The sequence below is a fragment of the Comamonas sp. SY3 genome, assembly GCF_041730275.1.
Lineage (GTDB): Bacteria > Pseudomonadota > Gammaproteobacteria > Burkholderiales > Burkholderiaceae_C > Comamonas > Comamonas sediminis.
The window spans coordinates 29,029-52,508 of the sequence record NZ_JBGTYN010000028.1 but is presented as its reverse complement, the minus strand read 5'-3'; the positions used below and the strand labels follow the sequence as shown (position 1 = coordinate 52,508).

General features: G+C 62.3%; 27 protein-coding genes. 10 read left to right on the top strand and 17 right to left on the bottom strand.

The features are described 5' to 3' along the window. Positions 1-22 precede the first annotated feature (22 nt). Genes ACCQ08_RS23430 through ACCQ08_RS23420 form a run of 3 tightly spaced genes read left to right on the top strand, consistent with a single transcriptional unit; the run spans position 23 to position 1,802 of the window. Positions 23-445, top strand: coding sequence for a hypothetical protein (locus ACCQ08_RS23430; protein WP_373451170.1), 423 nt, complete (start codon positions 23-25; stop codon positions 443-445). Further along, on the top strand, positions 442-672 hold the full coding sequence (locus tag ACCQ08_RS23425) for a hypothetical protein (RefSeq protein WP_373451169.1): 231 nt from the start codon (positions 442-444) through the stop codon (positions 670-672). The genes ACCQ08_RS23430 and ACCQ08_RS23425 overlap by 4 nt, the downstream gene beginning before the upstream one ends. After that, positions 660-1,802: an Arm DNA-binding domain-containing protein gene (locus ACCQ08_RS23420; protein WP_373451168.1), complete on the top strand. Its 1,143-nt coding sequence runs from the start codon at positions 660-662 to the stop codon at positions 1,800-1,802. The genes ACCQ08_RS23425 and ACCQ08_RS23420 overlap by 13 nt, the downstream gene beginning before the upstream one ends. 277 nt (positions 1,803-2,079) lie before the next feature. On the opposite strand, the gene ACCQ08_RS23415 is transcribed toward ACCQ08_RS23420, so the two are convergent. The 5 genes from ACCQ08_RS23415 to ACCQ08_RS23395 all read right to left on the bottom strand — a co-directional run bounded on the left by ACCQ08_RS23415 (position 2,080) and on the right by ACCQ08_RS23395 (position 5,362). Continuing rightward, the gene (locus ACCQ08_RS23415; RefSeq protein ID WP_373451167.1) at positions 2,080-2,418 is read right to left on the bottom strand and encodes a hypothetical protein; all 339 of its coding nucleotides are present in this window, start codon (positions 2,416-2,418) and stop codon (positions 2,080-2,082) included. A gap of 345 nt (positions 2,419-2,763) precedes the next feature. Further along, on the bottom strand, positions 2,764-2,895 hold the full coding sequence (locus ACCQ08_RS23410; protein ID WP_373451166.1) for a hypothetical protein: 132 nt from the start codon (positions 2,893-2,895) through the stop codon (positions 2,764-2,766). 79 nt (positions 2,896-2,974) lie between these two features. Next, complete coding sequence (locus ACCQ08_RS23405) at positions 2,975-3,466, bottom strand: hypothetical protein (RefSeq protein ID WP_373451165.1); 492 nt, start codon at positions 3,464-3,466, stop codon at positions 2,975-2,977. 553 nt (positions 3,467-4,019) lie between these two features. Then, positions 4,020-4,310, bottom strand: a complete 291-nt coding sequence (locus tag ACCQ08_RS23400) for a hypothetical protein (RefSeq protein ID WP_373451164.1) — start codon at positions 4,308-4,310, stop codon at positions 4,020-4,022. Positions 4,311-4,555: 245 nt separating this feature from the next. After that, the gene (locus ACCQ08_RS23395; protein ID WP_373451163.1) at positions 4,556-5,362 is read right to left on the bottom strand and encodes a sulfite exporter TauE/SafE family protein; all 807 of its coding nucleotides are present in this window, start codon (positions 5,360-5,362) and stop codon (positions 4,556-4,558) included. Positions 5,363-5,467: 105 nt separating this feature from the next. Here ACCQ08_RS23395 and ACCQ08_RS23390 point away from each other — a divergent pair, with 105 nt between their 5' ends. The 4 genes from ACCQ08_RS23390 to ACCQ08_RS23375 all read left to right on the top strand — a co-directional run bounded on the left by ACCQ08_RS23390 (position 5,468) and on the right by ACCQ08_RS23375 (position 10,285). Continuing rightward, the gene (locus ACCQ08_RS23390; protein ID WP_373451162.1) at positions 5,468-6,250 is read left to right on the top strand and encodes a helix-turn-helix domain-containing protein; all 783 of its coding nucleotides are present in this window, start codon (positions 5,468-5,470) and stop codon (positions 6,248-6,250) included. 76 nt (positions 6,251-6,326) lie between these two features. Beyond that, a complete protein-coding gene (locus ACCQ08_RS23385) occupies positions 6,327-6,704 on the top strand; it encodes a c-type cytochrome (RefSeq protein WP_373451161.1) in 378 nt (125 codons plus the stop codon). A 275-nt stretch (positions 6,705-6,979) separates the two neighbouring features. Continuing rightward, complete coding sequence (locus tag ACCQ08_RS23380) at positions 6,980-8,344, top strand: chloride channel protein (RefSeq protein WP_312412585.1); 1,365 nt, start codon at positions 6,980-6,982, stop codon at positions 8,342-8,344. 831 nt (positions 8,345-9,175) lie between these two features. Further along, positions 9,176-10,285 (top strand): hypothetical protein, encoded by a 1,110-nt coding sequence (locus ACCQ08_RS23375; RefSeq protein WP_373451160.1) that lies wholly within the window; start codon positions 9,176-9,178, stop codon positions 10,283-10,285. Positions 10,286-10,509: 224 nt separating this feature from the next. On the opposite strand, the gene ACCQ08_RS23370 is transcribed toward ACCQ08_RS23375, so the two are convergent. Next, positions 10,510-10,857 carry a PRC-barrel domain-containing protein gene (locus ACCQ08_RS23370; protein ID WP_239809303.1) on the bottom strand — a complete coding sequence of 116 codons (348 nt, stop codon included), beginning with the start codon at positions 10,855-10,857 and terminating at the stop codon, positions 10,510-10,512. 210 nt (positions 10,858-11,067) lie between these two features. Between ACCQ08_RS23370 and ACCQ08_RS23365 the strand changes: the two genes are divergently transcribed. Beyond that, positions 11,068-11,685 carry an IPTL-CTERM sorting domain-containing protein gene (locus tag ACCQ08_RS23365; RefSeq protein ID WP_373451159.1) on the top strand — a complete coding sequence of 206 codons (618 nt, stop codon included), beginning with the start codon at positions 11,068-11,070 and terminating at the stop codon, positions 11,683-11,685. A 129-nt stretch (positions 11,686-11,814) separates the two neighbouring features. Here ACCQ08_RS23365 and ACCQ08_RS23360 read toward each other — a convergent pair whose 3' ends face one another. From ACCQ08_RS23360 to ACCQ08_RS23350, 3 genes are all read right to left on the bottom strand, one after another. Further along, complete coding sequence (locus ACCQ08_RS23360) at positions 11,815-12,351, bottom strand: Dps family protein (RefSeq protein ID WP_239809305.1); 537 nt, start codon at positions 12,349-12,351, stop codon at positions 11,815-11,817. 257 nt (positions 12,352-12,608) lie between these two features. Continuing rightward, positions 12,609-12,818, bottom strand: a complete 210-nt coding sequence (locus tag ACCQ08_RS23355; RefSeq protein WP_373451158.1) for a helix-turn-helix transcriptional regulator — start codon at positions 12,816-12,818, stop codon at positions 12,609-12,611. Next, positions 12,818-13,228 (bottom strand): hypothetical protein, encoded by a 411-nt coding sequence (locus ACCQ08_RS23350; RefSeq protein WP_373451157.1) that lies wholly within the window; start codon positions 13,226-13,228, stop codon positions 12,818-12,820. Before ACCQ08_RS23350 ends, ACCQ08_RS23355 begins: the two co-directional genes overlap by 1 nt. Positions 13,229-13,517: 289 nt before the next feature. Between ACCQ08_RS23350 and ACCQ08_RS23345 the strand changes: the two genes are divergently transcribed. After that, on the top strand, positions 13,518-14,708 hold the full coding sequence (locus tag ACCQ08_RS23345) for a hypothetical protein (protein ID WP_373451156.1): 1,191 nt from the start codon (positions 13,518-13,520) through the stop codon (positions 14,706-14,708). Positions 14,709-14,775: 67 nt separating this feature from the next. On the opposite strand, the gene ACCQ08_RS23340 is transcribed toward ACCQ08_RS23345, so the two are convergent. The 5 genes from ACCQ08_RS23340 to ACCQ08_RS23320 form a co-directional block, all read right to left on the bottom strand. Further along, positions 14,776-16,179: a phosphatidylserine/phosphatidylglycerophosphate/cardiolipin synthase family protein gene (locus tag ACCQ08_RS23340; RefSeq protein ID WP_373451155.1), complete on the bottom strand. Its 1,404-nt coding sequence runs from the start codon at positions 16,177-16,179 to the stop codon at positions 14,776-14,778. Positions 16,180-16,238: 59 nt separating this feature from the next. Further along, the gene (gene arsC / locus ACCQ08_RS23335; RefSeq protein ID WP_239809310.1) at positions 16,239-16,595 is read right to left on the bottom strand and encodes an arsenate reductase (glutaredoxin); all 357 of its coding nucleotides are present in this window, start codon (positions 16,593-16,595) and stop codon (positions 16,239-16,241) included. A gap of 13 nt (positions 16,596-16,608) precedes the next feature. Continuing rightward, positions 16,609-17,013 (bottom strand): hypothetical protein, encoded by a 405-nt coding sequence (locus ACCQ08_RS23330; protein ID WP_133855284.1) that lies wholly within the window; start codon positions 17,011-17,013, stop codon positions 16,609-16,611. A gap of 52 nt (positions 17,014-17,065) precedes the next feature. Continuing rightward, the gene (locus tag ACCQ08_RS23325) at positions 17,066-18,451 is read right to left on the bottom strand and encodes an ATP-binding cassette domain-containing protein (protein WP_373451154.1); all 1,386 of its coding nucleotides are present in this window, start codon (positions 18,449-18,451) and stop codon (positions 17,066-17,068) included. Between the two features lie 352 nt (positions 18,452-18,803). Then, positions 18,804-20,438: an ABC transporter permease gene (locus tag ACCQ08_RS23320; RefSeq protein WP_373451153.1), complete on the bottom strand. Its 1,635-nt coding sequence runs from the start codon at positions 20,436-20,438 to the stop codon at positions 18,804-18,806. Positions 20,439-20,526: 88 nt separating this feature from the next. Between ACCQ08_RS23320 and ACCQ08_RS23315 the strand changes: the two genes are divergently transcribed. Next, positions 20,527-21,570, top strand: coding sequence for an ABC transporter ATP-binding protein (locus ACCQ08_RS23315; protein WP_373451152.1), 1,044 nt, complete (start codon positions 20,527-20,529; stop codon positions 21,568-21,570). 28 nt (positions 21,571-21,598) lie between these two features. On the opposite strand, the gene ACCQ08_RS23310 is transcribed toward ACCQ08_RS23315, so the two are convergent. Genes ACCQ08_RS23310 through ACCQ08_RS23300 form a run of 3 tightly spaced genes read right to left on the bottom strand, consistent with a single transcriptional unit; the run spans position 21,599 to position 23,426 of the window. Beyond that, complete coding sequence (locus ACCQ08_RS23310) at positions 21,599-22,354, bottom strand: lysophospholipid acyltransferase family protein (protein ID WP_373451151.1); 756 nt, start codon at positions 22,352-22,354, stop codon at positions 21,599-21,601. Between the two features lie 17 nt (positions 22,355-22,371). After that, positions 22,372-22,821 carry a Holliday junction resolvase RuvX gene (ruvX, locus tag ACCQ08_RS23305; RefSeq protein ID WP_312412554.1) on the bottom strand — a complete coding sequence of 150 codons (450 nt, stop codon included), beginning with the start codon at positions 22,819-22,821 and terminating at the stop codon, positions 22,372-22,374. Beyond that, a complete protein-coding gene (locus ACCQ08_RS23300) occupies positions 22,818-23,426 on the bottom strand; it encodes a YqgE/AlgH family protein (RefSeq protein ID WP_239809316.1) in 609 nt (202 codons plus the stop codon). Before ACCQ08_RS23300 ends, ruvX begins: the two co-directional genes overlap by 4 nt. Between the last annotated feature and the right edge of the window lie 54 nt (positions 23,427-23,480).

The window sequence follows — 23,480 nt, the reverse complement described above, 5'->3', positions numbered from 1 at the left end:
GAGCATATGAAAGGTCCGTCAAATGAATAACCGAGCGCTAGCGCCTATGCTCCTCACAGGAGATGCAAACATTCCAGCCATGCCGATGACTGAAGGCCAGGTGAACCATCTGCGCCGGCTGCTGGCCTGGCTGCGCTGCGCCTACATGCTGGATGAGCACATGCAACGCGGCTTCATGCAAGGCGCGGCGCTATCCGTGCAGCACGGTGCGGCAACACCCGAGCGAGCCGGCGAGATCCTGCAGCAGCAGGCCGACAAGATCAACCAGGTGCCCGCATACGTGCGTCAGGCCCACAAGATGCTGAGTAAGGCCCTGCAGGAGCACGATAGACAAGCAGGTGTGGTGGAAACGCGCAGGCCAGACGAAAACCTGCAGGCCATGCCGGTGAGCGAGAAACCTGCAGGTGCTGCAGGTGCAAGGAAAGCGAAGGAGAAACGACCATGACAGCCCGCTGGGTCACATTGAAGAAGGCTGCAGAGCTCACCGGCCTACCGGTGACGTTCTTTGACGAGCGCACCGGCAAATCTGGCCGCTGGCCAGAAGGTGTGGTGTGGAAGTGGTTCGAGAAGCGCAAGATGATCGACATCATTGCCCTTGATGAGTTCATTGACGAAGAAGAAAGCGCGCCCAGCGCACGCGGGCGCAGGAAGGCTGAGCAATGCCCGGCGTGATCAAAAAGGATCAGCATATTCAGATTGACCTGCGGACCGAGGGCTATGGCAGGGAGCGGCTGGAGTTGAAGCCAACCCCTGCCAATCTGCGCTATGCCGAGAAGCTGCGCAACGAAATATTGGGGAAGATTGAACGAGGGACATTTGCGCTCGCCGAATACTTCCCGGACAGTCCACGGGCGAAGGATGATGCGCAGAGCATGACTTTCGGTGCGTTGTTCGATGAATGGCTGGCGACCAAACGACTTGAGCTGCAGCACAGCACGGTTCACCACTATGAGCAGACGCTCAACAGCTACCACTTTGACGGCCTGCGCACCACACTGGTAAATGAATTCGGCTTCAGAGAATTGAAGCGGCTGATTGGCGCGATGCCAAAGAACCCCAAGACCTTCAACAACGTAGCCAGCCCGCTACGCATGGTGCTGGAATATGCGTACAAGGGGAAAATATTAAAAGAGAAACTCCACGAGGAAATAGGTTCCAGAAAAAACCAGAAACCCGAACCTGATCCGTTTCAGATGGATGAGATCGAGCACCTGTTAACGTGCTTCAAATCTACTGCGGCAAGAGACTATTACGAGTTCGCATTCTTTTCAGGTTTGCGCCCCTCCGAACAAATATCTCTCCGCTGGCAAAAGGTGGATCTGCGATCTGGGAAGGTGCTCATTGATGTCGCCCTGACCCGAGGCGAACTCAAGGGCACCAAGACGGGGAAGGCGCGCCAGGTGGAGCTGACCAGCCGCGCACTGGCGGTGCTGGAGCGCCAGCGCGGAGTCTCTCAGCTGGCAGGCGGCCCAGTGTTCCTAGACCCTCATGGCGAGGCCATTGCCAACTCTGACATTCCACTGGATGGATGGTGGAAGCCTGCGGCCAAACGCTCGGGCATTCGCTACAGGGATGCTCGGCAAACCCGGCATACCTTTGCCACCATCTGCCTGATGGCCGGGGTAAATCCGGCATGGGTAGCGCGCCAGCTGGGCCACTCAGTGGAGATGTTCTACCGGGTCTATAGCCGTTGGATTGATGGTGCTGACAAGGGGGTGGAGCGCCGCAAGCTGGACGCCTTCCTGGGGTCGGAGGCTAATGGTGAGAACGGGACAAAAAACGGGACAAAAGGGCAGATTTAGGCGGAATTTAACGGGTGTCCTACAGTGAAAACTGTATGTATCCTCAGTGGAATTCTGTCTAAATCGGCCTGTATCAGGTTCGATTCCTGTCGGGGGGACCATTTTTTCCTTAATGAAATCAATTGGCTCTCTTTTAAAGTCGCCCCCGGGGACATTGCGGGACATCGACAGCCGATTTCATTCTGATTCTTGAGGCTCCTTTTGGGGGCCTTTTTTGCGTTCCGGAGACCACTCTTCTGTCGCTTCTTCCAGGCCGCAGCGCGAGGCACCTACAGCCTTAACCCGGCGAACCCCCTACCCTTAACCGGGATGATGCCGCCAGCGGCGCGATGCGAGCTCGCCGGGCCTTCTGCAAGTTGGCGGTCAAGGGATGCGGCGTTATCTGCAAGGCGGCTGCTGGCAGCCGCGTTGGCTTGGGCTTGCGCAGCAGGATCGAGGTGTACAACGCGCCCTCACCTTTGTAGCGGATGAAGCCGATGAATACAGCCTGCTGCAACGGCATAAAGGTGGTCCAAAGGCGAAACATAGCCATGGCGAGGCGCTTGGTCGCCAAGTAGCGGCTGCCTTCGAGACCGCAGCAGTCGGTCAGCGGCTGGCCCTTCGTAGGCTTGTCCACCTAAGGCGCGCCAGTGGCGCGGTAGCGGCTCTAGTGGTAGCTGCCCATCAACATGGCGGCTTTGAACGCTTGGAATGTGCCGGTCTCGGCGGCCACAGCCTGGACATACTCGCTGTGCTTTGCAAGCGTATGGGCTGCTGCCTCGCCGCGCTCGGCTACCATGTAGCCGTCACGACCACGAGGGGCATCGGGTTTGCGCGTAGTACGCCTGGAATCTTGCGCACGTTAGGTCACCCCTTCGTTTCTCTCATCTCGCGGTACTCGTCAAACATGATGATGCGCGACCTCGTCGTGGTTTGCTCTAGCCCCAGCGGTTAAAAGCCAACCGTCATTGCTTTTCCAAAGCTAGCCATAGGCGATGAGTTCCGTATAGACAACGCCACGGTAGAAGCGTTGGGTCCTGGCTTGCGCGGCCATGGCTACCGTCACCGCAATCACTGCCTTTGCAATCGGCTTTCTGATATCTATGCTCTGCATCGAGAGCCTCCTTCAGAAATGAGAAAACCCGCCAAAGCGGGTTGGTATCGAGGCCGGAATCCAAGCCGAATAAGATTTATCAGTTCGTTGGGCAAAGTCCACTAGGGCTGATGACAGCCTGACAGAATCCCAGCAACCTCCGAGAACTGGTGAGTTCCATTTCTTGGCCGCCGATATACCAGAATTCAACATAATGGTTTTTATTGTCTATCAGCGATGGATCCACTTGCCAGCTGGCATCAAATCCATGAATGGTTCCGCCACCACATGCATTGCTAACTGCGGCTTCACGCGCCACATTGATTTGCGCGGTACCCACCCACTGACCATCGTCACGGTACATCATCACTTGCCCTTGGTAGAGCGGAGAGTTTGGGTCGCACGCCCAACCGCGCATATGGTTCATAGAAGCACTTTCGACATTACCGGCCGCCTGGGCACCTTGGGTAACACCAGCCAGTCCGCATGTGATAGCTACGGCCGCAAAAAACTTTTTCATTAAATCTCCCTGTCTATATGCAGCGATTTGCTGCAAAATCATTTTTACCGCTCTGTAAGACATGCGAATCATCGGAAACCCTTGATATGAAAAGTGTGCACACTTACTTATACATTACTAATTGTTAATAATGCTACACGGAAACCATTGTCGATCCCCCGATGACAGCAGACGAGGAACTAGCGCATGCTGAGTCCTAGGTTTGTTATTGGCGCGCGGATTGCATCCAGAGCAGCACTGCGGAGCGTTCCTTTCGCCACGACATAGTGAGAGCCGTACGAAGCCTACCCCAATAATCCCGCCCGCGCTTGGCAAGCGTTCAACCAGTTGCCCGCATGCCCCACTTTCTGCAAAGCTGCATTGACTGGCTATTTTTGCTGCGCCACTTTATGTGAATTGACTGGCTCGCCCGTCCATTTTCAGCAACTGCTGGCCACGCAGCAATTGCAGCAATACTAGGAAAAGGGCCTGGGAAAAACACCGAGAAATTTTGACATCCAAGGCCCGCCCGAATCGCTTCAAGAAGTGTCTCTGTTTGCCTGTTCTTGCTGCGCCGCGCGCTACTACACCGCCCAGTTCAGCTGAGCCCGCTTGTGTGCAAAGAGAGCACATCTGGGCAGCAAAACTATGAATGCGCCGGCAGGCGCTTGGAGCGGGTACCCAGCGGCTGCATGCAACGGACCAGATAACCATCCGGATCCGCGACGATCATTTGCCGCTGCCCCACTTCATGATCCCCTTGCCGGTACCAGCGCTCCTCCATCGGCCAGAAGAGCGCAATGCCCTGCCGGGCGCAGCGGTTGGCGATCTCGTCCACCGATGGCACCGCCAACTGGAAATTGATGCCACGGCCAAAGGGTTGCGCCAGCGCACCATTGACAAAGCTGCGGTCGCCCGGGCAATGCTGCTCCAACATGATCTGCGCCTCCCCCCAAGCTAAGGTAGGCAAAGTGTTCTTCCGGGCGGTCATACCACACAGAAAACCCCACAACACCACACCAAAACTGAAGACTGGCGTTGATGTCCGTCACCACCAACTCTGGCACCAATGCAGAGAACCCCATCTGACCTCCCCGGTATGCTGCAGCTCACCGTTCACGGAGGCATCTCCGCACCGTCCAAGCCGCAGCGATTGCTGATCGGGGCGCCCGTCGCTCACTGCTAGCTCAGCAGCATGGCCAGCAAGACCCCGCACAGCAATGCAATATAGACCTTGGCATGGAGGCCATCGGGGATCTTCCCGATCCACCGGGAGGCCATGTGGATACCGAACCAGGAGCCAAGCACCAGCACGGCGCAGGCGCGCAGATCGATAAAGCCCAGATGCCAGGCGCCCAGAGACGCGGTGTTCCAGGCCATCAGCGCATAGGTGGCGGTGCCTGCGATCGCCATCGGCAATGACAGCGGGTTGGCTGCCGCTGTCGCCGCTGTCATGCTCGCGCCGCGCCGCCGCATCAGCGGCACCGTCATCACACTGCCGCCCACGCCCAGAAAGGCGGCAATAGCGCCTATCGACAGGCCTGCCGCAGCCGCAGCGGGTTGGGCCATGGCGCGCATCTCGCTGCGATGGCTTTGGGTAAAGCCAGAGCGCAGCAGGCTGTCCAGAATCGTCAAGCCCAGATAGACGATAAAGGCCCAGCGGATCCAGCTGCCGTTCAGCATCAGCGCCGCGATTGCGCCGGGTATCGCGCCTACAGCGACATAGCCCAGCAGCGGCCGCACCTGGCGCCAGGGCAAGGTTCCGGCCCGGTGGTGGCGCCAGCTGGCCATGCCCGCGCCAAAGATCATCACGCAGGTAGAGGTGGCGACCGCGATATGCATCGCAGCGCGCCCCATCTCGCTATCGGCACCGTAGACCCCTAGGAGCACCGCGTACAGCAGCGGCACGACCACAAAGCCCCCGCCAAAACCAAACAGCACGGTGGTCACACCGGCAAGAACACCAAAACACAGCAGCAGCAAATACATGAGAAGCGCAGTTCCAAGGTTGCAAAGCGCCACGATAGAAAAATATGCAGCGGCTGACCTTCAACAAATAGCCAAACATCCTCGCATTTGGGCCAAGATGCCGGGATGCACAACATTGCCCTCGATGCGGTGGACACCGTGCCCCGCCCTCTGCTGGCCATCAGCACCGATTACCGCCCCGGCACCCTGCTGGACACCCACACCCACCGCCGTGCGCAGGTGCTGTACGGCATGAGCGGTTTGATGGAGGTGGAGACCGACGATGGCGCCTGGGTCATTCCGCCGTTCAGCGGGGTGTGGATTCCGGCAGGTAAACGGCACAGGGTGCGCATGCAAGGCGTCAGCACGCGCAGTTTGTATATAGAGCCCGCAGCCGCGCCGCGCGAAGGCGAGCACTGCGAAGCGCTCGTGGTCAGCCCGCTGCTGCACCAGCTGCTGCTGGCATCCATCGCGCTGCCCGCGCTCTACGACGAACAAGGCCGCGACGGTGCGCTGGCGCAATTGCTGCTGCATGAAGTGCGCCTGGCCCAGACCATGCCCTTGTTTGCGCCCATCCCGCAAGACGCGACGCTGGCAGCGTTGTGCAAGGCGTTCCTGAAGGCGCCCCAGCTGCAGGACGCGCCGGAGGACTGGGCCGAACAACTGCACAAAAGCCTGCGCAGCTTCAACCGCTTCTTTCGCCAGCAAACCGGCATGAGCTTTGGCGCCTGGCGGCAGCAGGCCTGTTTGCTCGCGGCCCTCCCCAGGCTGTCGGGCGGGCAGTCGGTCACGCAGGTGGCGCTGGACCTGGGTTATGACAGCCCCAGTGCCTTTTCAACCATGTTCCGCAAGCGCTTGGGCAGGGTGCCCAGTGCATTCAGGCAACGGCACGGCGCAAAGAAAATATGAGGCCTGACCGGCAATGCCAGAGAAAAGGCTGCAGCCTGCGACAAAATAATGCAGGCCCTCAATTCCATAACAACTGATGAAAAATTCCGTCTTCGTCTCGCTCGGTTTTCTGCTGCTGGCACATACCCCCTGGTCACAGGCAGAGAACAGCAATGGCAAAAATATCTTTGTGCAGCGCTGTGCCATGTGCCATGGCGCCGATATCAAAGGCACAGGGCCGTTGGCGAACAAAAGCAATCCGCCCACCCCCGACCTCACGACCGCCGCGTTCAAGAGGCGCTTGAATGACTACCCGGGCGTCATCGTCTCATCGGTGGTGCTGAGGCCCAATGGCGATTTGATTCCCAGAACCCTGCGCGAGAACGGCGTCAAGCTGCCAGCTTTTACGTGGCGGGTGAAGGATTTGCGCGACCTCAACGAGTACATGAGCGCCGAGATCTCGAAAAAGCGCTGACACGCATAGAGCAAGATGGCCAGGGAGTGCCCTGCCTTGTGCCTGCATTGCCCCACCTCCAGTACCAGCGCGCGGCGCCTGCTCGCGCGTCGTGGGGCCATCATCCCTACCGCCATGTCCGGTAGGTTCACCACCGCCCGTGTAGCGCGGCAGATTCCGTTCTCAGCTATGGGCCTCCGCTACAAAAGCCTGAGCTTTATGGTCGCGCGCAACGATGGCAATGACCCGTCACATCCAAACTGACTAGACTGAACGCCTCACTCCACGAGGGCGCAATGCAGCAAGAACCCGATTTCGTACAGAACCTGAGACAAGAATTCGGGGAGGGCTGGCGCTGGGTGGAGCGTGGCATTGTGCTGGCCTATGCCGCCGCTGCGGGTTTGTGTGTCGTGGGTTTCACGATGGTGGCCGAGAAGGCGTTTGACTGGTTCATGCACATCTACCACTGGCAAGGTGGCTGGGCCGTGCTGCTCTGGACCCCCTGCCTGACGGCAGCGATCGTCTGGGCCACACGGCGCTGGGCCCCGGGGGCTGCGGGCTCGGGGATTCCTCAGGTCATGGCTGCACAAGAGACGGCGCTCCATGACCAAGAGCGCAGTCGCTTCGTATCGCTGTGGTTGTCCGCGTCCAAGATAACGCTGGCAGGCTTCGGGTTTCTGGCCGGGCTGTCCATCGGCCGCGAAGGACCATCGGTTCAGGTGGCCGCTGGTGTCATGCACCACGCCAAGCGCTGGTTCGGTCCGCGCTCGGGCATCACCGGCCACGCGCTGCTGGTGGCGGGCGGCGCAGCGGGTATTGCGGCGGCCTTCAACGCGCCACTGGCGGGGATCGTGTTTGCAATTGAAGAGCTGTCCCGCAAGCTGGAGTCGCGCGCCAGCGGGTTGATCATTGCGGCGATCGTGCTCGCCGGTCTCATGGGGGTGTCAGCCTTTGGCAACCTGAATTACTTCGGGCGCATCCAGGTGCCGAGCCTGGATTGGCACGCGCTGCTACCTGGCATCTGTGTGGCCTTGAGTTGCGGCGCGCTGGGGGGTCTGTTTGCCAAACTGATGGCCGCATCACTGACAGGAGCCCCAGAGCGCCTGAACCGCATTCGCGCGCAATACCCTATCCGCTTTGCAGCAGCGGGGGGTCTGCTGATCGCGGTCATCGGCCTGGTCACCAGCGGCGCAACCTTCGGTGCCGGTTCTGAGGAAGTCAAGCACATGCTCGCCGGCGAAGCGGAAATGCCGACGCTCTACGTGACGCTCAAATTCATCGCGACCTGGCTGTCCGCCTGGGTGGGTGTGCCGGGCGGAATTTTTGCGCCGTCCTTGTCCATTGGCGCGGGTGTCGGTCACAACGTGTCGCTGATGATGGGCAGCGATATTGCACCCGCGTTGATCGCGATGGGCATGGCTGCCTTCCTCGCTGCCGTCACGCAAGCGCCTCTTACCGCCTTCATCATCGTGATGGAAATGGTAGATGGGCACTCGATGGTGCTGAGCCTGATGGCGGCCGCGATGCTGGCCAGTCTGGTCTCGCGGATGATCGCCCGACCGCTGTATGAAACCTTGGCGAACTACATGCTGGCACAGGTACGGCCAGCGGAGCCTGCCAGCACGCAAGCGGCAGTGCAGCCACCTGCGTCTTCGCCGTAGATCTGCCCCAATTCGAGGCTGCGGCTACCCCCCATGGCCCTGCACCAGGCCGCCGCATGCCTACCGCTCTCCGTGCAGGGCTGCACGGCATGACCTGGGGGCCGAGGCCGCCATCCTGCAAAACTACAATTCAAAATAGCTTTATTTTCTTTTTAAAGCCTGCAATCGCTGTTTCAGCCCTCGCCGCAACATCGCCCAACGCATCACATCGTCGTTTCGGAGGTTCAATAATGGTCCCGACGAAGCCTCAACAGCGCCGCGTGAATACCGGAAGGCACCATAAAGATATTCCCTCGGTCTCCATCCATGGCACTTCAAACATCGATAGCCACCAAATGCATCGATGACACCTCCTTCCGATGGAACCACCGGACAGCCGAGAATATCAGCCACCTGCCATCGCCAAAAAGCTTGCGCACCACACTATTTACCAGCTTGCTGCCAAGCGCTGAAATAATCATCAAAAACTAAGACCATGCATTGGTAGTTGCTACTGACTATCCATCCGCTACTTTGGTTTTTACGGCAAATGTCAACAATATAAACACCCGCCTCGATTCTGGAAAATCACCCAGCACATTTGCATAAAAGCAAATATCTTTGCAAAAAACCAAAGCATCGAACATTTAGACACGCTGTATATTTTCTGCATACCTCTCCACCTGCCTGGGTATCACCCGGCTCGCGGCCGTTATCCAGCCCGTTCACCCGTGCCTGTGTTAGCGAGCTTGTCTCAGGTCGGCGGTGATCCGCAGATCCACGGCAATGGGAGACGGTTCAGCACTCCAACGGAGGCGGAGCGGTGCCTCAGTACAGCAAATGGAAAATACGATGCGAACACAGATTCTGACCCTTGCCGCCATGCTTGCGATGGCCGTGCCCGGCTTGTCCAGCGCCGCGGCCATATCCGGCCCGGTGACTTACGCCGGAAGCGGAATCTATTCAGGCACCTCTACATCGCTGGCTTATGATCCCGATGGACCACTTTATAGCGATGACGAAGTGCTGCTGATTTGTATTGATCACCGCACGAATCCGCCTTTTACCTATGCCACACCCAAAGCGCAGTTTGAGACGGAAGCGGGGGCGACGGCGATCCGGGGCCCATCGGGTGCTGCAGGGGAAGCGGCCATCTATTGGCTGCTCGACCAGTATTATCTGACTTTCTACAAAACAGGCACTATTGAGCAGCGGCGCGCACTGCAGTATGCCTTGTGGGAAATCGGTAATGATTATGACGGCAGCGCCGCCAGTATCAATACCAGCACAGGTTCCTCGCGCCCCGCGCTGGAAAACGTCATTGACTATGGTGGCACGGACCAGGCGGCATTCGTCACCGCCTATACCACCTTGTACGACGCGATGAAGGCCAACCTGCCCACACTGCGCACGTCCTACCGCTCCACCACCTACACGATGGACCTGTTCCGCAACCTGGATCCTGCCTACCAGCACATGGTGGCCCTCATCGAGCGCGCCCCTCCCAATACCGTGCCGGTGGCCGAGCCTGCCATCACCGGCACGCCCCAGGTCGGCTCCACCGTCACTGGCAGCTATACCTATACCGACAACAATGGCGATGTCGAAGACCCCAGCGGCACCGGCACCAGCTATCAGTTTGTCACCAGTCCCAACCCCAGCATCGCAAGCGCCAGCGAAGGCACCGTCGTCGCCAGTGGCACAACCGGTGGTGCGGGCCAGACGGTCAGCTACACCTTGCAAGCCACGGATCTGAACCAGTACGTGTTCTTCTGCGTCAAGCCGGCCGCCCAAACCGGCGCCAGTCCTGGTGCAGAGGTCTGCACCAGCCCGGTGGGACCTGTCACCGCCCGTGTGGTGCAGCAGGCCCCTACGCCGGTGCCAGGTCTGGGCCTGTGGGCGCTGCTCGGACTGACACCGCTGATCGCATGGCTCGGAATCGGCCGTCAGCGCCGCGCCTGACACCCGAGCGCCGTCAACGGGCAAGCCACCGCAGGGTGGCTTTTTTATGTCTCGGTGCCAGGGCCTTACGGATACCGCTCCGAGGCGGCAGTCCTGCCGGGCATGGACGGCAGCGCAACCACTGCCGCACTGGGTCCGGGCCAGTTCGGCAAAAGCGCCGCAGCTGCGATGGACAGCAACGGCGCTCAGCGTGGAACAGCGGGTGGGCGCGCGGGCGCCAGGGCTTAGACGGTGGCCTTCGGATAGACAAACTGGGGCAAGCCCTGCAGGGTCTCCTTGCTGGCATCGGGGAGCAGCAGTCCGTATTTGCCGAGCTTGAAGCGGGAAAACTCAATCGCAACATCATAGGTCCCCAGCCCCATGAAGCCGCCGATGCCGACGATGGCAAAGATCAGGTTGTCTTCTCTGCCAACGATCACATCGTCGACCGTGCCAATTTCCTGGCCGTTGGCATCGTGCACCGGCTCGCCGATGAACTCTTTTCTGACACTCCAGCCGGTGGCCAGCACTTCGGCGCCACGCGGAGAGATGGCAAAAGGGGTGTGAATCGTGACTTTGTCTTGGTTATCCATACACTCACCACAAAAAAAATTTGGAGCAAAAGCAAATGTATCAAGATATTTGCCCATTGCAGCGGCTCCGCAATGGCAAGCATCCAAAGAGCGCCGCGTCTGACAGACTACCACCAGAGCAGGAGTGCACCGCAAGCGGCAGCGATTGCGCCAGCGCAACTGGAGATTGGGATACATTTGTTTGCATTCAAACCCCTTTGGAAAATGACGATGAGCAAACTTCTATGTGCAGGCGCCCTTGCCCTGGCCTTTGCTGGCTTTACCTCAGCCTCCCATGCAGCACTGGTGCAATGGACATTGACCGATGTCAGGTTTGCGGATGGCGGCACCGCCAGCGGCTCTTATGTGTTTGACGCGTCCACCGGCAGCTACAGCCGCATCGGCATTGCCACCACGGCGCCGGATGGCTCTGCGGCAGCCAGCTTCAGCAGTACCTGTGATGGCGCCAACTGTGCCGAAGCGTCGCCCGACCCTGCGCAGTTCATTATTTTTGCACCGCCGGACACCAGCGATATGACCGGCAAGCAGGTGCTGCTGATCGACCTGCAAAGCCCGATGACCGATGCGGGCGGCACCATCCCGATCAATCCGATGGCGCAGCCCGTCCTGGCCCTGCGCAGCAAGGCATTCTCCACGGTTTGCCCCGATGCACGTTGCACCATCCCGGGCGACCTGCGTCTGATCGAATCAGGAGAGGTCGTGGGCCAAGCCTATGTGCCTCCTGCCGCGACGCCGGTGGCGGTACCCGCGATGTCCCCCTGGGGCCTGGCCCTGCTGTCGTTGCTGCTGGCCCCACTCGCCTGGTTGCCCAAGCGCCGCCAGCGCTGAAAGGCAGCGCCGGCTCGCCGGCCACAGGCGCGCCGGCAACTTCTGTGGCCCACCGCCGCGCGCAGCGGGGTGGGGCTTTGCAAGCGAGCACAGGCGCCGCGGTGCGCACTGCGCCGGGCGCTCCAGCCCTTACCCTGCGTTGCGGCTCGATTCGAACAGGAACCAGGTGCGGCGCTCGGTTTCGTCGATCCAGTTTTCCAGCAGGCTCGACGACGCAATGTCTCGGTGCTCGTCGGTGACGTTGTGTGCCTCGCGCAGCCGGGCGGCCATCTGCTGGTTGTCCTCGCGCAGTTCCGCCAGCATGTCCAGCGGTTCGACATAGTCGGCGTCGTTGTCGCTGATGCGCTGCAGCCGGGCGATATGGCCAATGGAACGCAAGGTCGTGCCACCGACCTTGCGGATACGCTCTGCAATGGCGTCCGTCATCGCATAGAGCTGGTCAGCCTGTTCGTCGAGCAGCAGGTGGTAATCACGGAAGTGCGGTCCGCTCATGTGCCAGTGGAAATTCTTGGTCTTGAGGTAGAGCGCAAAGACATCGGCCAGCACGCCGTTGAGGGCCGCGCTGATGTCCTTGGTAGCCGCCGAATCGAGGTCACTGGGGGTGACCAGCGGCGCCTTGCGGCGCGCCTTGATATCCGTTTTGGTGCTGCGGTCAGATTTGGCCATGGAATACCTTTCAAACAAAGCGTCGAAGACAAACGAAGCGAAAGCGGCTGAACCTGCAAGTATCGGGCGCCAGCATGGCAGCCAGATGGCAGCGGTCCATCCGCTCTAACAGACTCTGCTATTCAGAGGCTGTCTAGCTTCATACCAAAGCAGAAATATTGCAAACAAATCCCTGTCAGCCAGTGTTGATGATGTACGGGAAAGCACCGGATGTTGACGCACCTCAGTGATCGCCGGAAGCAACCGCCCACGGGCATTCAGGACCCGTCGCGGCGGTAGGGGTTGGCAAAGATCGCCTCCACCGGCAAGCCAAACACCATACTGATGCGGTAGGCCAGATCGAGTGAAGGATCGTGCTTGCCCGTCTCGAGCGCATTGACCGCCTGGCGCGATACGCCCAGGCGCAGGGCCAGATCGGCCTGCGTCCACTGGGCCTTGGCACGCAGGGCGCGCAGATGGTTATCCATCAGCCCCGCACCCGCATCACTGCGCTCACCAGCGCCCACACCAGCCAGAACAGCGGCACCACCAGCCAGACAGGCAAATGCGGTGCGGCGGCATAGCTCTCGCCAAAGCCCCAGACCGTGCATAGCATCAGCAACAGCCCACAGGCCATCACCACACTGCGGATGGCCTGCGCACGCTGGTATTCGTCGGCCGCCTGGATCCACAGCAGCGATGCGCGCAACTGCGCTGCAATCGGCATTGCGACGGCCAGTGCCAGCAACCAGGCGCTGGGCGTACCGAGGATGGCGTCGAACCAACCCAGGATGACCCCCAGATGAAGGGCGCAATAAATGCCCATCCATACCGCTGTGCGGATCAGGTAGCGGCGCAGCGAGGCGGACGGCGGATGCGAAGAGAGCGCGTGGTGCACGGTGAAGTCTCCAGAAATGTAAAGTAAACCTGACTTTAGCAATGTCAGGTTTACTTGTCAATCGCGGCAGGATTCCTGCTTCCGGAATGCCGGCAGCAAGCATCTTTCCAGCCTGGCCCTCATCGATATCTCTGCCCGTAAAACAATCTCGGCTGCGACGCAGACGCATGGAAATGTCACAGCTTTGTGGACAATTTTCAACGGCTATAAATGTTTCGCTGTACTCAACAGATTTTTCTATTGAATTTGAAATAATGAAAATTCAATTGATTTATTGAATACATCGACCATGTCCCATCGACAAAAACACCCGGCACGCCACTGGGCGGCCAGCGCCCTTCTTGCCGCCAGCTGGGGCGTATGGAGCCTGGCACAGGCCCAAACCTCCGTCACGATCGATTGCAGCCCCAACTCGCTGGCCCAACTCAATACCGGCCAGCCCAGCCCCGGCAACGCACAGGTCGACAGCCGTTGGCGCTTTCAGTACCTGTCTGCCTATGCGGGCAGCGATCCGGCCAACTGGCGCAGCTTTGGGGATGCCACGATCGTCACCAGCCGCGTGTCGAGCTGGACCAGCACACCAGCGGCCAGCAGCACTGCGCAATGGATCGCTGCCAATGCCTGGGGCGGCCAGCCCTATGTCGACGGCGCGAACTTCGGCAATATCGATGCCCTGTTCCAGGTGCAATTCAGCATCGACCCGGCAGTATCTCTGGGCAGCTTTGCGCCTTCGATGACCTACAGCGCCGACAACTCGGTGGTCGATATCTTCATCAACGGCAAATCGCAGGTGGCAAGGGGCCTGGGCACCTGGGGCCTGCCGCAGGCAGGCAGCACCAACCAGTTCAACTACAACGGTTTTGGCACCAACCGCTGGCTCTCCATCGCCAGCATGGCCTCGCCCGACTGGCAGGCCGGTGCAAACACCATGACCGTCTATGTCAAAAGCGGAAACCCTTACATGGGTTTCGCAGCGGCTATCTCAGGCAGCAATGCCTGCCTGCCCAATGATGCACCGGCCGCCACCCCTGCCGTCAGCGGCCAGCCTGACGTCGGCCAGACCCTGACGGGGACCTATGGCTACGCCGATACCGAATCCGACCCCGAAGACAGCAGCGCCACCGGTACCCGCTACCAATGGGTGCGCAGTGACAACGCCAGCCTGACCCAGGCCGCCCAGGGCACCGTGCTGCAGTCGGGCAACACGCTGGGCGCCGCAGGCACGGTGACCTACACCACCCAGGCTGCCGATGACAAAGCCTATCTGTACTACTGTGTCACTCCCGTGGCCGTCCGGGGCACCTTGGTGGGTCCCGAGGTGTGCAGTGCGGCCTTCGGCCCGGTCAAGACGACCACCACACCGCCACAACCTGCGACGCCCCAAGCGGTTCCCGTGTTCGGCATCTGGGCGTTGCTGGGCATGTCGGGCCTGGTGGCAGGCTGGGGCCTGGCGCGTTCACGCAAACGGGTCCGGGCCTGATGGCTTCCTGGTCTGGTACAAGCCACCTGCGGGTGGCTTTTTTTGGGGTCTGCTGCGGATCGGCGCTTCACAGCTGGAAGGCAACGCCCCGCACCAGACCCTCTCCGACATCCCGCCACCACCCCGGTGCACGGTAGGCATAGGTCGTGCTTTCTGCCATCTGCTGCCCGCACCAATGCTGGAGCCAGGCGATCTCCCGGGCGCTGTAGAACGCGGTCATCGCCTCGTAGTTCAAGAACAGGCTGCGCCCGTCGAGGTTCGCCGAACCGCACAAGGCCATGCGGTCATCGACCACCACCACCTTCGCATGCACCATGTGGGGTGAGCAATACACCTGGGCACCGGCAAGCACCAGCGCCCGCAATGCGCGCTCACGGGCCCAATCGGCCAGGCGGTGGTTGGAGCACTGGGGCACCACCACGCGCAGGTGCACGCCGCGCCGGCAGGCCAGGCACCAGGCCTCCAGCAGCGCGTCATCGGGCACAAAATACGGGCTCACCAAGGTGATCGATGTCTGCGCATGGAAGGCGCTGGCCAGGTAGAGCGCATGCAAGGTGTCATCGGCATGGTCGGGGCCGCTGGGCAGCCACTGGGCCCAGCCCTGGTCGCCACCCCCCAGCGCCATCGCTGGCGACAGCCACATAGGGCGGCGCCGGCCTCTGGCCGCGCGCCAATCGGCCTCGAACTGCGCAGCCACCACGCCGGCCAGGGCCCCTTGCACGTTGAAGCTCAGGTCGACCCAGGCCGGGTGCCCGGCACTGCTGGGCAGAAAGTACTCATCGGCCAGATTGCGCCCGCCGCTCCAGACATGCACGCCGTCAGCCACTGCGAGCTTGCGGTGGTTGCGCAGATTGCTGCCACCGCGAATCGGCTGGAGCATCGGCACCATGAAGCGACGCACCAGCACGCCCGAGCGCCGCAACTGGCGCAGCCGCATGGGCAGCAGGCGCCAGCAGCCCACGCCATCGAGCAGCAGCCGCACCTTGACACCGCGCTGCGCAGCCTGCTGCAGCGCCGTGCCGATCTGACGACCGACGACATCGTCGGCAAACACATAGGTGCAGACATCCAGGCTGCGCTGCGCCTGCTCGATCAACCGCAGCAGCTGCTGCAAGGCCTGCAGGCCATCTTCATGGAACACCACTTCCGCATTGGGCTGGGCCGGATCGAGCTCCATGCTGGCCAGCAACTGGCCTGCCCAGCCCGGCACCTGAGGGGGCACCGTGCTGCGGCGCTGGCCGGCGGGGGGGAGAACGGCATGCGCTGGCGGCCGCACCGCCTTGCGCGGCCCGAACACCAGAAAAAGAGGCAGGAAGAGATAGGGAAAGGTGACCATGCCCAGCACCCAGCCGATGGCGGACGCGGGATGGCGGCGCTGGTGCCCGGCACGCGTGACCAAGGTGTAGACCAGCAGCGCCACCACCACCGCAATCGTGTGGCCCAGGCCCGAGAGGACGGTCACGCGCAGCATGGCCTACTGCCCGTCAGCGTGCGCGGGACGGCGGCTGGGCGCGCAAGCGGCCGGGCCCATCAGAGCAGGTCAAGCACCCGCTCAGGCGGGCGGCACAGACGCGCGCCCTTGGCGCTCACGACGATGGGCCGGTTGAGCAGCTCGGGATGGGCGGCGATCTGCGCAATCAGTTCGGCATCGCTCAAGCCCGCACGGCCCAGATCCAGCGCCTCATAAATGGCCTCCTTGCTGCGCATCACCTCGCGCACCGGCAGCCCCAGCTGCGCGATCAGCGCCGCGAGTTGCGCGCTGTCCAGCGGCGCACGCAGGTAGTCCACAATCCGGGGCTCGATGCCCCGGGCCTCCATCAGCGCCAGCGCGCCGCGTGAGTTGCTGCAGCGAGCGTTGTGGTAGATGGTGATCGTGTCTTGGGCCATGCCCCCGATCTTATTACAGAGAGGCTTCGAGCTCGGGCATGATGATGCGCGCCTTGGTCAGCGCCATACCCAGGTTGGCGGTGCGCCGGCAGACCAGCACGGCCACATACTCGGGGTTGGCCTTGCCGCGCATGAAGATATGGATCAGGTTGTCGCTGTTGACGATGATTTCCTGGAAATAGTGGTGGCCATCGTCCTGCAGACCGCGCGACTTCTTGAACATGCGCTCGATCATCGACACATTGGGACCATTGAAGAGGTCGGCGGTGGCCGCGGCCACCAGGTCGATCACCTCGCGCGGGTGCGAATCGACCGTGCGAATGGCCAGCAGCATGCCGGTAGCCACATCGACATAGCCGGCAGCCAGGCATTCGGGCACAAATGTAGCGACCTTCTGCAAAACGGTATCCATGGACATGTGTTGGGTTCCTTCAAAAATGGGGGGATGAGGGCTGGCACGCCGGTGGCGGTCAGCCCATTTTTTCGAGCAGCATGGCTTCGTAGGCCAGCAGCGCCTGCTCCTGCCGCTCCGACTGCACGTACTGCGGTTCAATCTCGCGCACACGGCGCAGCGCTTCTTCGGCGGTAATGCCCTCGAACACCAGCCAGGCCGCCAGCACGGTGCCGGTGCGGCCCAGGCCCGCCAGGCAGTGCACCGCCAGCACTTCGCCGGCCAGCAGCAGGCGCTTCATCTTCAGCATCAGCATCTGCAGCTGTGACACCGATGGCGGTTCCCGGTCATGCACCGGCAGATGCACATTGCGCAGGCCGTTGCGCGCCAGCGCCGCCTGGTCGATATCGGTCTCGGTCAACGACACCAGCACGGTGATGCCGCAACGCCTCAGCGCCTGCATGTCCACATCGGTGTCGTTGACCACACCCGGCAGCGGCGTGCCGGCCAGCTTGCCCGGCACCAGCCAGGCAAAACCGCGCGGCCCGCGCGCGCCGGGCACATAGTGTTCGGCCGCCAGCACCGGGTTGGCCAGCGCCAGATCGGGCAATACCGCGCGCTGGCTTTGGCGGGCCGCCTGCGCAGCGGTGCGGGCGGGGGCCTGCAGCGCTGCAGGTGCAGGTTCGGCCTGCATGGCCTCTTGCACCGTCTGCTGCGGCACCACCACGGCACAGCTGCCGCTGCGTACAAACTGCTGGCCTGCCGGAGAATACGGCGCGGAGAAAAAGTGGTCAGCGCGGCTCGTCTCCTGCACCGCACCACCGGCCAGCAGCAGCACATGGTCGGCCACGCGCTGGGCATGGCGCTGGTTGTGGGTCACCAGCAGCACAGCGCGCTCATGGGCAATGCGTTTGAGCAGTTCCAGCAGCAGATAGGCGTCGTAGTCCTGCAAGTCGGCAGTGGGCTCATCGCACATCAGCAGCAAGGGTTGGGCAGCGGCTTCGCGCAGAATGGCTACCGCACGCTGGTGCATCGCAGACAGCTCCACCGTTGTTTGCGCCAGCAGCGGTTTGATATCGGCAAAGCCCATGCGGTCCAGATAGGCCTCGCACCAGGCACGGCGGTCCAAACCGGAGAGCAGATGGGCCTGCGGCAGCAACTCGCTGAGCGAATCCTGCACGCTCGACTGCATCAGGCGCACATGCTGGCGCACCAGGTGGGGGCGGTGGACGCCCGCCAGCGGCTGGCCGGCATAGCGCAACTGTCCCCATTGCGCAAAGCGCGGGTTTTCGTCATTGAGGCCCGCCAGACTGCGCAACACCGTGGACTTGCCCCCTCCGACCGGCCCCATCAGGACTGTGATGGCGCAAGGGGCGATCTGCAGTTGCAGGCTGGAGAGGATGACCTTGTCGCCATAGGCCACGCCCCAGTTGTCTGTTTCCAGAACGGGAGTTGGTGTTTGCACGCGATGGGAGCCGCTGCGCGGCATTGGGAGGTGGACGGGAAGCCAAGCCTGGCACCACCTCGGCGCGCCAGCCATCCAATCACGCGGACGGCAAGCATCTCGGTGATTCAAAAAATGAAACACCAATAGTCAATTAATGTTTCAAAAATTCAGTTTAAGGGAAAACCCGAGATGGTTGTTTGATCCAGATCAAAGGCGATATAGGTCACCTATCGATAGGGCAATAACACCACGGAGATCCAAATTAGGGGGAGCGTGCAGCCGCTGTGGTGATTCAGCTTGCAGAATGCGCCGATGGAATGTGCGCGGCCAGCCTGCTGAACCGCCAGCTAGGCAACGAGGATGAGCGGTATCAGCGCGATGCCGAGCTGCGCATCGTGCGGATCAGCAAGATGACCGGCACCAGCCCCACCAGCACCAGCGCCAGCGACGGCAGCGCCGCCTCGCCCAGGCGCTCGTCGCGTGCCAGCTGGTAGGCCACCACGGCCAGCGTGTCACTGTTGAAGGGCCGCAGCACCATCGTGGCGGGCAGCTCCTTCATCACATCCACAAAGACCAGCAACGCGGCGGTCAGGGCCGAGCGCCGCAGCAGCGGGCCATGCACGCGGGCCAGAAGGCCGGCGCTGCCCACACCCAGCATGCGTGCCGATTCATCCAGACTTCTGGGAATGCGGGTGTAGCCGCTCTGCAGGGACTGCAGCGCAATGGCAGTGAAGCGCACCAGATAGGCCCAGATGATGCCGGCTGAGGTCGCGGTGATCAGCGCTGGAAAGGCCCATTGCGGAAACGCCTGCTGCACCCAGCCCACTGGCAGCAGCAGGCCCACGACGATCACCGCGCCGGGCACCGCATAGCCCAGGCTGATGAGGCCCACCGTGCTGCGCGTGACCCAGTCCTGGCTGCGGCGGGCCGCATAGGCGGCCAGCAAGGCAATGGCCACGGCCAGCACGGCAGTGATGGCCCCAAAGCGGATGCTGTTGCCGGCCCACTGCACAAAGCGGTCCAACGGAATCACCGACCAATCGGCCGCCAAGGGCCGCAGCATGAACATGACGGGCAGCACAAAGCCCAGCAGCACCGGCAACGCACAGAGCAACCAGGCCGCCAGGCAGCGCGCACCCTGCAGGCGATACGGCTGGGCCTCGGCCGATGAGGCGCGCCCCACCCCGCTGGTGACAAAGCGCATGCGCCGCTGCGCGCGCAGCTCCAGCTGCAGCACCACCAGCACCAAAACCAGCAGCATCGTGGCCAGCTGGGCTGCGGCACTGCGGTTCTCCATCGACAGCCAGGCCTTGTAGATGCCGGTGGTGAAGGTCTGAATGCCAAAGTAGCTCACCACCCCGAAATCGGCCAGGGTCTCCATCATCACCAGTGCCACACCGGCCACCACCGCTGGCCGGGCCATCGGCAAGGCCACCGCCCAGATCCGGCGCGGCATCGACGCGCCCAGCAGGCGCGCCGCCTCCATCAGGTGGGCGGCGCGCTCGCTCAGCGCCGTGCGCGCCAGCAGGTAGACATAAGGGTAGAGCGAGACCACAAACACCAGCACGGCGCCGCCGAGCGACCGCACCTCCGGCAGCAGCCGCCCTTGCAGCCCGAAGCTGGCACGCATCCACACCTGCAGCGGCCCGCTGAACTGCAGAAAATCGGTATAGGCATAGGCCGTCACATAGGCGGGCATCGCCAGCGGCAGCAGCAGCAGCCATTCCAAGGTCTTGCGGCCGCGAAAGTCGAACAGGGTCACCACCGCCGCGCACAGGGTGCCCACGACCGCCGAACCCAACGCCACCATCAGCCCCAGCGCCACCGTGGTACGGATGTAGCCCGGCAGCACCGTCGCAAACATTTCGCGCACCACGGCAAACGCACCGAGGTCATTGCCCGCCCCGGGCAACCAGGCGCTAAAGACGGTGAGCACCGGCAATACCAGCACCAGGGCAATGGCTACCAGCAGCAGCTGACGACGGAAGCGGGCGAGATTTTGCAAATGCGAATCACTGACGGGCCAAAAGCTGGCGATTCTACCTGCCAGGCACCTAAGCCCTTTGCCCGGGAGAGCCCTCTACAATGCGGCCATGTTTCTAGAGGTCTCCCAACTGAATGTGCGCTATGCCGGGCGCCCCAAGCCTGCGGTGGCGCAGGTGTCTTTGCAGCTGCAGGCAGGCGATATCGGCGTGCTGATTGGCCCCTCGGGCTGCGGTAAGACCACCTTGCTGCGTGCAGTGGCCGGGCTCGAGCCGATCGCCAGCGGCGAGATCCGCCTGCAAGGCCAGGTCGTCAGCAGCAGCAGCGCTAATCTGCCGCCCGAGAAACGCCGCATCGGCATGGTGTTCCAGGATTACGCCCTTTTTCCGCATCTGACGGTGGGCAAGAATGTGGCCTTCGGCATCCACCAGTTGCCCCGGTCGGAGCAGCAGCAGCGCGTGCAGGAGGTGCTGCGCCTCGTGGGGCTGGAGAACAGCGCTGGGCGCTACCCGCATGAGCTGTCAGGCGGCCAGCAGCAGCGGGTGGCGCTGGCCCGGGCGCTGGCGCCCCGGCCGCAGCTGATGCTGCTGGATGAGCCCTTCTCCAACCTCGATGTGGATCTGCGTGAACGCCTGGCCCATGAGCTGCGCGACATCCTCAAGGCCGCGCAGGCGACCGCGCTGTTCGTCACGCACGACCAGCTGGAGGCCTTTGCGATTGGCGACCAGATTGGCGTGATGGAAAGCGGCCACCTGCACCAATGGGCCGATGCCAGCACCTTGTTCCAGCAACCCGCCAGCCGCTTTGTGGCCAACTTCATCGGCCACGGCAGTCTGCTGCCGGCCACCCCGGTGTCGTCTGCGCAAGGCTGGCAGCTCGACACCCCGCTCGGTGCCATCGCCGCGCCGGAAGCATCACAGGCCTGCGATGTGCTGCTGCGCGCCAGCGAGGTGGTGTTTGACCCTGCCTCGCCGTACCGCGCCACCTTGCTGCGCAAATCCTTCCGGGGATCGCAGTATCTCTACACCTTGCAGCTGCCCAGCCAGCAGCTGGTCTATGCGCAGGTCTCCAGCCAGCTGCAGCACGCGGTGGGCGACAGCATCGGCCTGCGTGCCCAGCCCGAGCATCTGGTCTGCTTCGCGCCCGGGCAATGAGCCTCAGGCCAGCAGCCCTCGGTCCTCGTCAGCGCTGCACCTGGCGCAGCTGGTCCACCGCCGCCTGCAGGTCGGCCGACCAGTCGCGCCGGTTGCGGCCTGCGCTGGCCTGCGGCTGGCCATAGTTCAGCTGCGCCACCAACGGCGGTGCCGTCACGGTGCGCCAGATGGATCCCAGCAGGCTCTCGTCGCCTATATAGCTCGGGGCACTGCTCATGCGGCCACTTAGCTTGTCGTAAAAGCACAGCCCCAAGGGCAGCACCGGCGCCTCGGCCGCAATCGCCGATTGCAGCAGGTTGGCATGGAAAGGCAGCAGCTGCCGGCCATCGCCCGTCGTCCCCTCGGGGAAGACCGCAACGATATCCCCGTGGCGCATTGCATCCTCCATGCGGCTGACGGTGCGCATCGCATCGCGCCGGGAGTTGCGCTCAATGAACAAGGTGCCTGCGGCGCTGGCTAGGCCGCCGATGACGGGCCAGGCCTTGACGTCGGATTTGGAAACAAAGCGGCAGTGCCCGGCCGCATGGATGGCCGGAATGTCGAGCCAGGACAGATGGTTGGCAACGATCAGCAAGGGGCCGTGCGCAGGCACCGCACCCAGCACCCGTAGCTCGATGCCGCTCAGCCGGAGCAGTTGAGCGGCCCAGCGCTCCACCGCCCGGTTGCGCTCGGCATGGCCCAGGCGGCCAAACGTCAGCCAGATCGTGATGACACCCACCACGATATGCAGACCCATGCGCGCCAGGCGCCACAGGCCAATCAGGGAACGGGTCAGCGCTTGCATGGCGGGCCAGCGGGGTTTCAGGCCGTGCCGCCCAGATCGGGCACATCCAGGCTGCGCATGAACTGCTCGAGAATGATGCAGGCCGAGGCCGCATCGGCATCGCGCGCGCCGTTGGCCAGCGCCTCGGTGGTGCTGTAGCGCTCATCCACCTCGAACACCAGCAGTCCAAAGCGCCCCCGCAGCTGGCGCGCAAAGCGCAGCGCCAGCGCGGTATTTTCATGGGCCGCGCCGTCGGGGTGGTAGGGAATGCCGACGACCAGCGCGTCGGGCTGCCACTGGCTGATCAGGCTCTCCATCGGCGTGAAACGGGCCTTGCCTTCGGCATGGATCGTCGGCAGCGGCCGGGCCGTGCCCAGCATCCGGGTGCCAAAGGCAGCGCCGGTACGCTTCATGCCAAAGTCAAAGGCGATGAAGCTCTGCATGCGCGCCGCTTCTGCCAGCGAAGGCTTGGTGGCAGCGTCCGTCATGCGCGGCCAGCAGCGGCAGACAGCGCCCAGGGCTGCACGCCCAGCAGCGCCAGCGCCGTGTTGTAGCGCTCGGCCACCGGTGTATCAAAAATCACGCCTGCATCGGCATGCACGGTCAGCCAGGCGTTTTCGGTGATCTCCGACTCCAGCTGGCCCTCGCCCCAGGTCGAATAGCCCAGCGATACCAGCACCCGGTGCGGACCGGCGCCGGTGGACAGCGCTTCAAGAACATCGCGCGAGGTGGTCATCTCCAGGCCGCCCGGAATGGTCAAGGTGGCCGAGTACGCGGACTCGTCGGCGGCGCCCGATTCGATGACGATCCGGTCGTGCAGCACAAAGCCGCGCTCGGTATGCACCGGGCCGCCCTGGAACACGGGTTCGAGCTCCAGGTCCTCGCGGCGCAGTGGCAGATCGACCTTGTCAAACAGCTTGCCCATCGTGATGTCCGAGGGCTTGTTGATGATGATGCCCAGCGCGCCTTTTTCGCTGTGCTCGCACACATAGACCACGCTGCGGCCAAACATCTCGTCTTGCATGCCAGGCATCGCAATCAGAAAATGGTGTGTCAGGTTCATGGTCCCGGAAGTGTCGATCTCAGCGCTCATGGGGAACCATTGTACGGGCAGCCCGGCGCCCTTTTGGGTGCACAGCACGCAGCA

Bases quoted from the DNA above. Each gene is read 5' to 3' on its own strand.
- ACCQ08_RS23385 (WP_373451161.1), top strand. From the start codon at position 6,327: ATGAAAAATTCCGTCTTCGTCTCGCTCGGTTTTCTGCTGCTGGCACAT.
- ACCQ08_RS23340 (WP_373451155.1), bottom strand. From the start codon at position 16,179: ATGCTGCGCGTGACCGTCCTCTCGGGCCTGGGCCACACGATTGCGGTG.
- ACCQ08_RS23300 (WP_239809316.1), bottom strand. From the start codon at position 23,426: ATGAGCGCTGAGATCGACACTTCCGGGACCATGAACCTGACACACCAT.
- ACCQ08_RS23395 (WP_373451163.1), bottom strand. From the start codon at position 5,362: ATGTATTTGCTGCTGCTGTGTTTTGGTGTTCTTGCCGGTGTGACCACC.
- ACCQ08_RS23310 (WP_373451151.1), bottom strand. From the start codon at position 22,354: ATGCAAGCGCTGACCCGTTCCCTGATTGGCCTGTGGCGCCTGGCGCGC.
- ACCQ08_RS23345 (WP_373451156.1), top strand. From the start codon at position 13,518: ATGTCCCATCGACAAAAACACCCGGCACGCCACTGGGCGGCCAGCGCC.
- ACCQ08_RS23370 (WP_239809303.1), bottom strand. From the start codon at position 10,857: ATGGATAACCAAGACAAAGTCACGATTCACACCCCTTTTGCCATCTCT.
- ACCQ08_RS23405 (WP_373451165.1), bottom strand. From the start codon at position 3,466: ATGATTCGCATGTCTTACAGAGCGGTAAAAATGATTTTGCAGCAAATC.
- arsC (WP_239809310.1), bottom strand. From the start codon at position 16,595: ATGGCCCAAGACACGATCACCATCTACCACAACGCTCGCTGCAGCAAC.
- ACCQ08_RS23360 (WP_239809305.1), bottom strand. From the start codon at position 12,351: ATGGCCAAATCTGACCGCAGCACCAAAACGGATATCAAGGCGCGCCGC.
- ACCQ08_RS23410 (WP_373451166.1), bottom strand. From the start codon at position 2,895: ATGCAGAGCATAGATATCAGAAAGCCGATTGCAAAGGCAGTGATTGCG.
- ACCQ08_RS23420 (WP_373451168.1), top strand. From the start codon at position 660: ATGCCCGGCGTGATCAAAAAGGATCAGCATATTCAGATTGACCTGCGG.
- ACCQ08_RS23425 (WP_373451169.1), top strand. From the start codon at position 442: ATGACAGCCCGCTGGGTCACATTGAAGAAGGCTGCAGAGCTCACCGGC.
- ACCQ08_RS23330 (WP_133855284.1), bottom strand. From the start codon at position 17,013: ATGTCCATGGATACCGTTTTGCAGAAGGTCGCTACATTTGTGCCCGAA.
- ACCQ08_RS23380 (WP_312412585.1), top strand. From the start codon at position 6,980: ATGCAGCAAGAACCCGATTTCGTACAGAACCTGAGACAAGAATTCGGG.
- ACCQ08_RS23315 (WP_373451152.1), top strand. From the start codon at position 20,527: ATGTTTCTAGAGGTCTCCCAACTGAATGTGCGCTATGCCGGGCGCCCC.
- ACCQ08_RS23365 (WP_373451159.1), top strand. From the start codon at position 11,068: ATGAGCAAACTTCTATGTGCAGGCGCCCTTGCCCTGGCCTTTGCTGGC.
- ACCQ08_RS23430 (WP_373451170.1), top strand. From the start codon at position 23: ATGAATAACCGAGCGCTAGCGCCTATGCTCCTCACAGGAGATGCAAAC.
- ACCQ08_RS23375 (WP_373451160.1), top strand. From the start codon at position 9,176: ATGCGAACACAGATTCTGACCCTTGCCGCCATGCTTGCGATGGCCGTG.
- ruvX (WP_312412554.1), bottom strand. From the start codon at position 22,821: ATGACGGACGCTGCCACCAAGCCTTCGCTGGCAGAAGCGGCGCGCATG.
- ACCQ08_RS23390 (WP_373451162.1), top strand. From the start codon at position 5,468: ATGCACAACATTGCCCTCGATGCGGTGGACACCGTGCCCCGCCCTCTG.
- ACCQ08_RS23400 (WP_373451164.1), bottom strand. From the start codon at position 4,310: ATGTTGGAGCAGCATTGCCCGGGCGACCGCAGCTTTGTCAATGGTGCG.
- ACCQ08_RS23355 (WP_373451158.1), bottom strand. From the start codon at position 12,818: ATGGATAACCATCTGCGCGCCCTGCGTGCCAAGGCCCAGTGGACGCAG.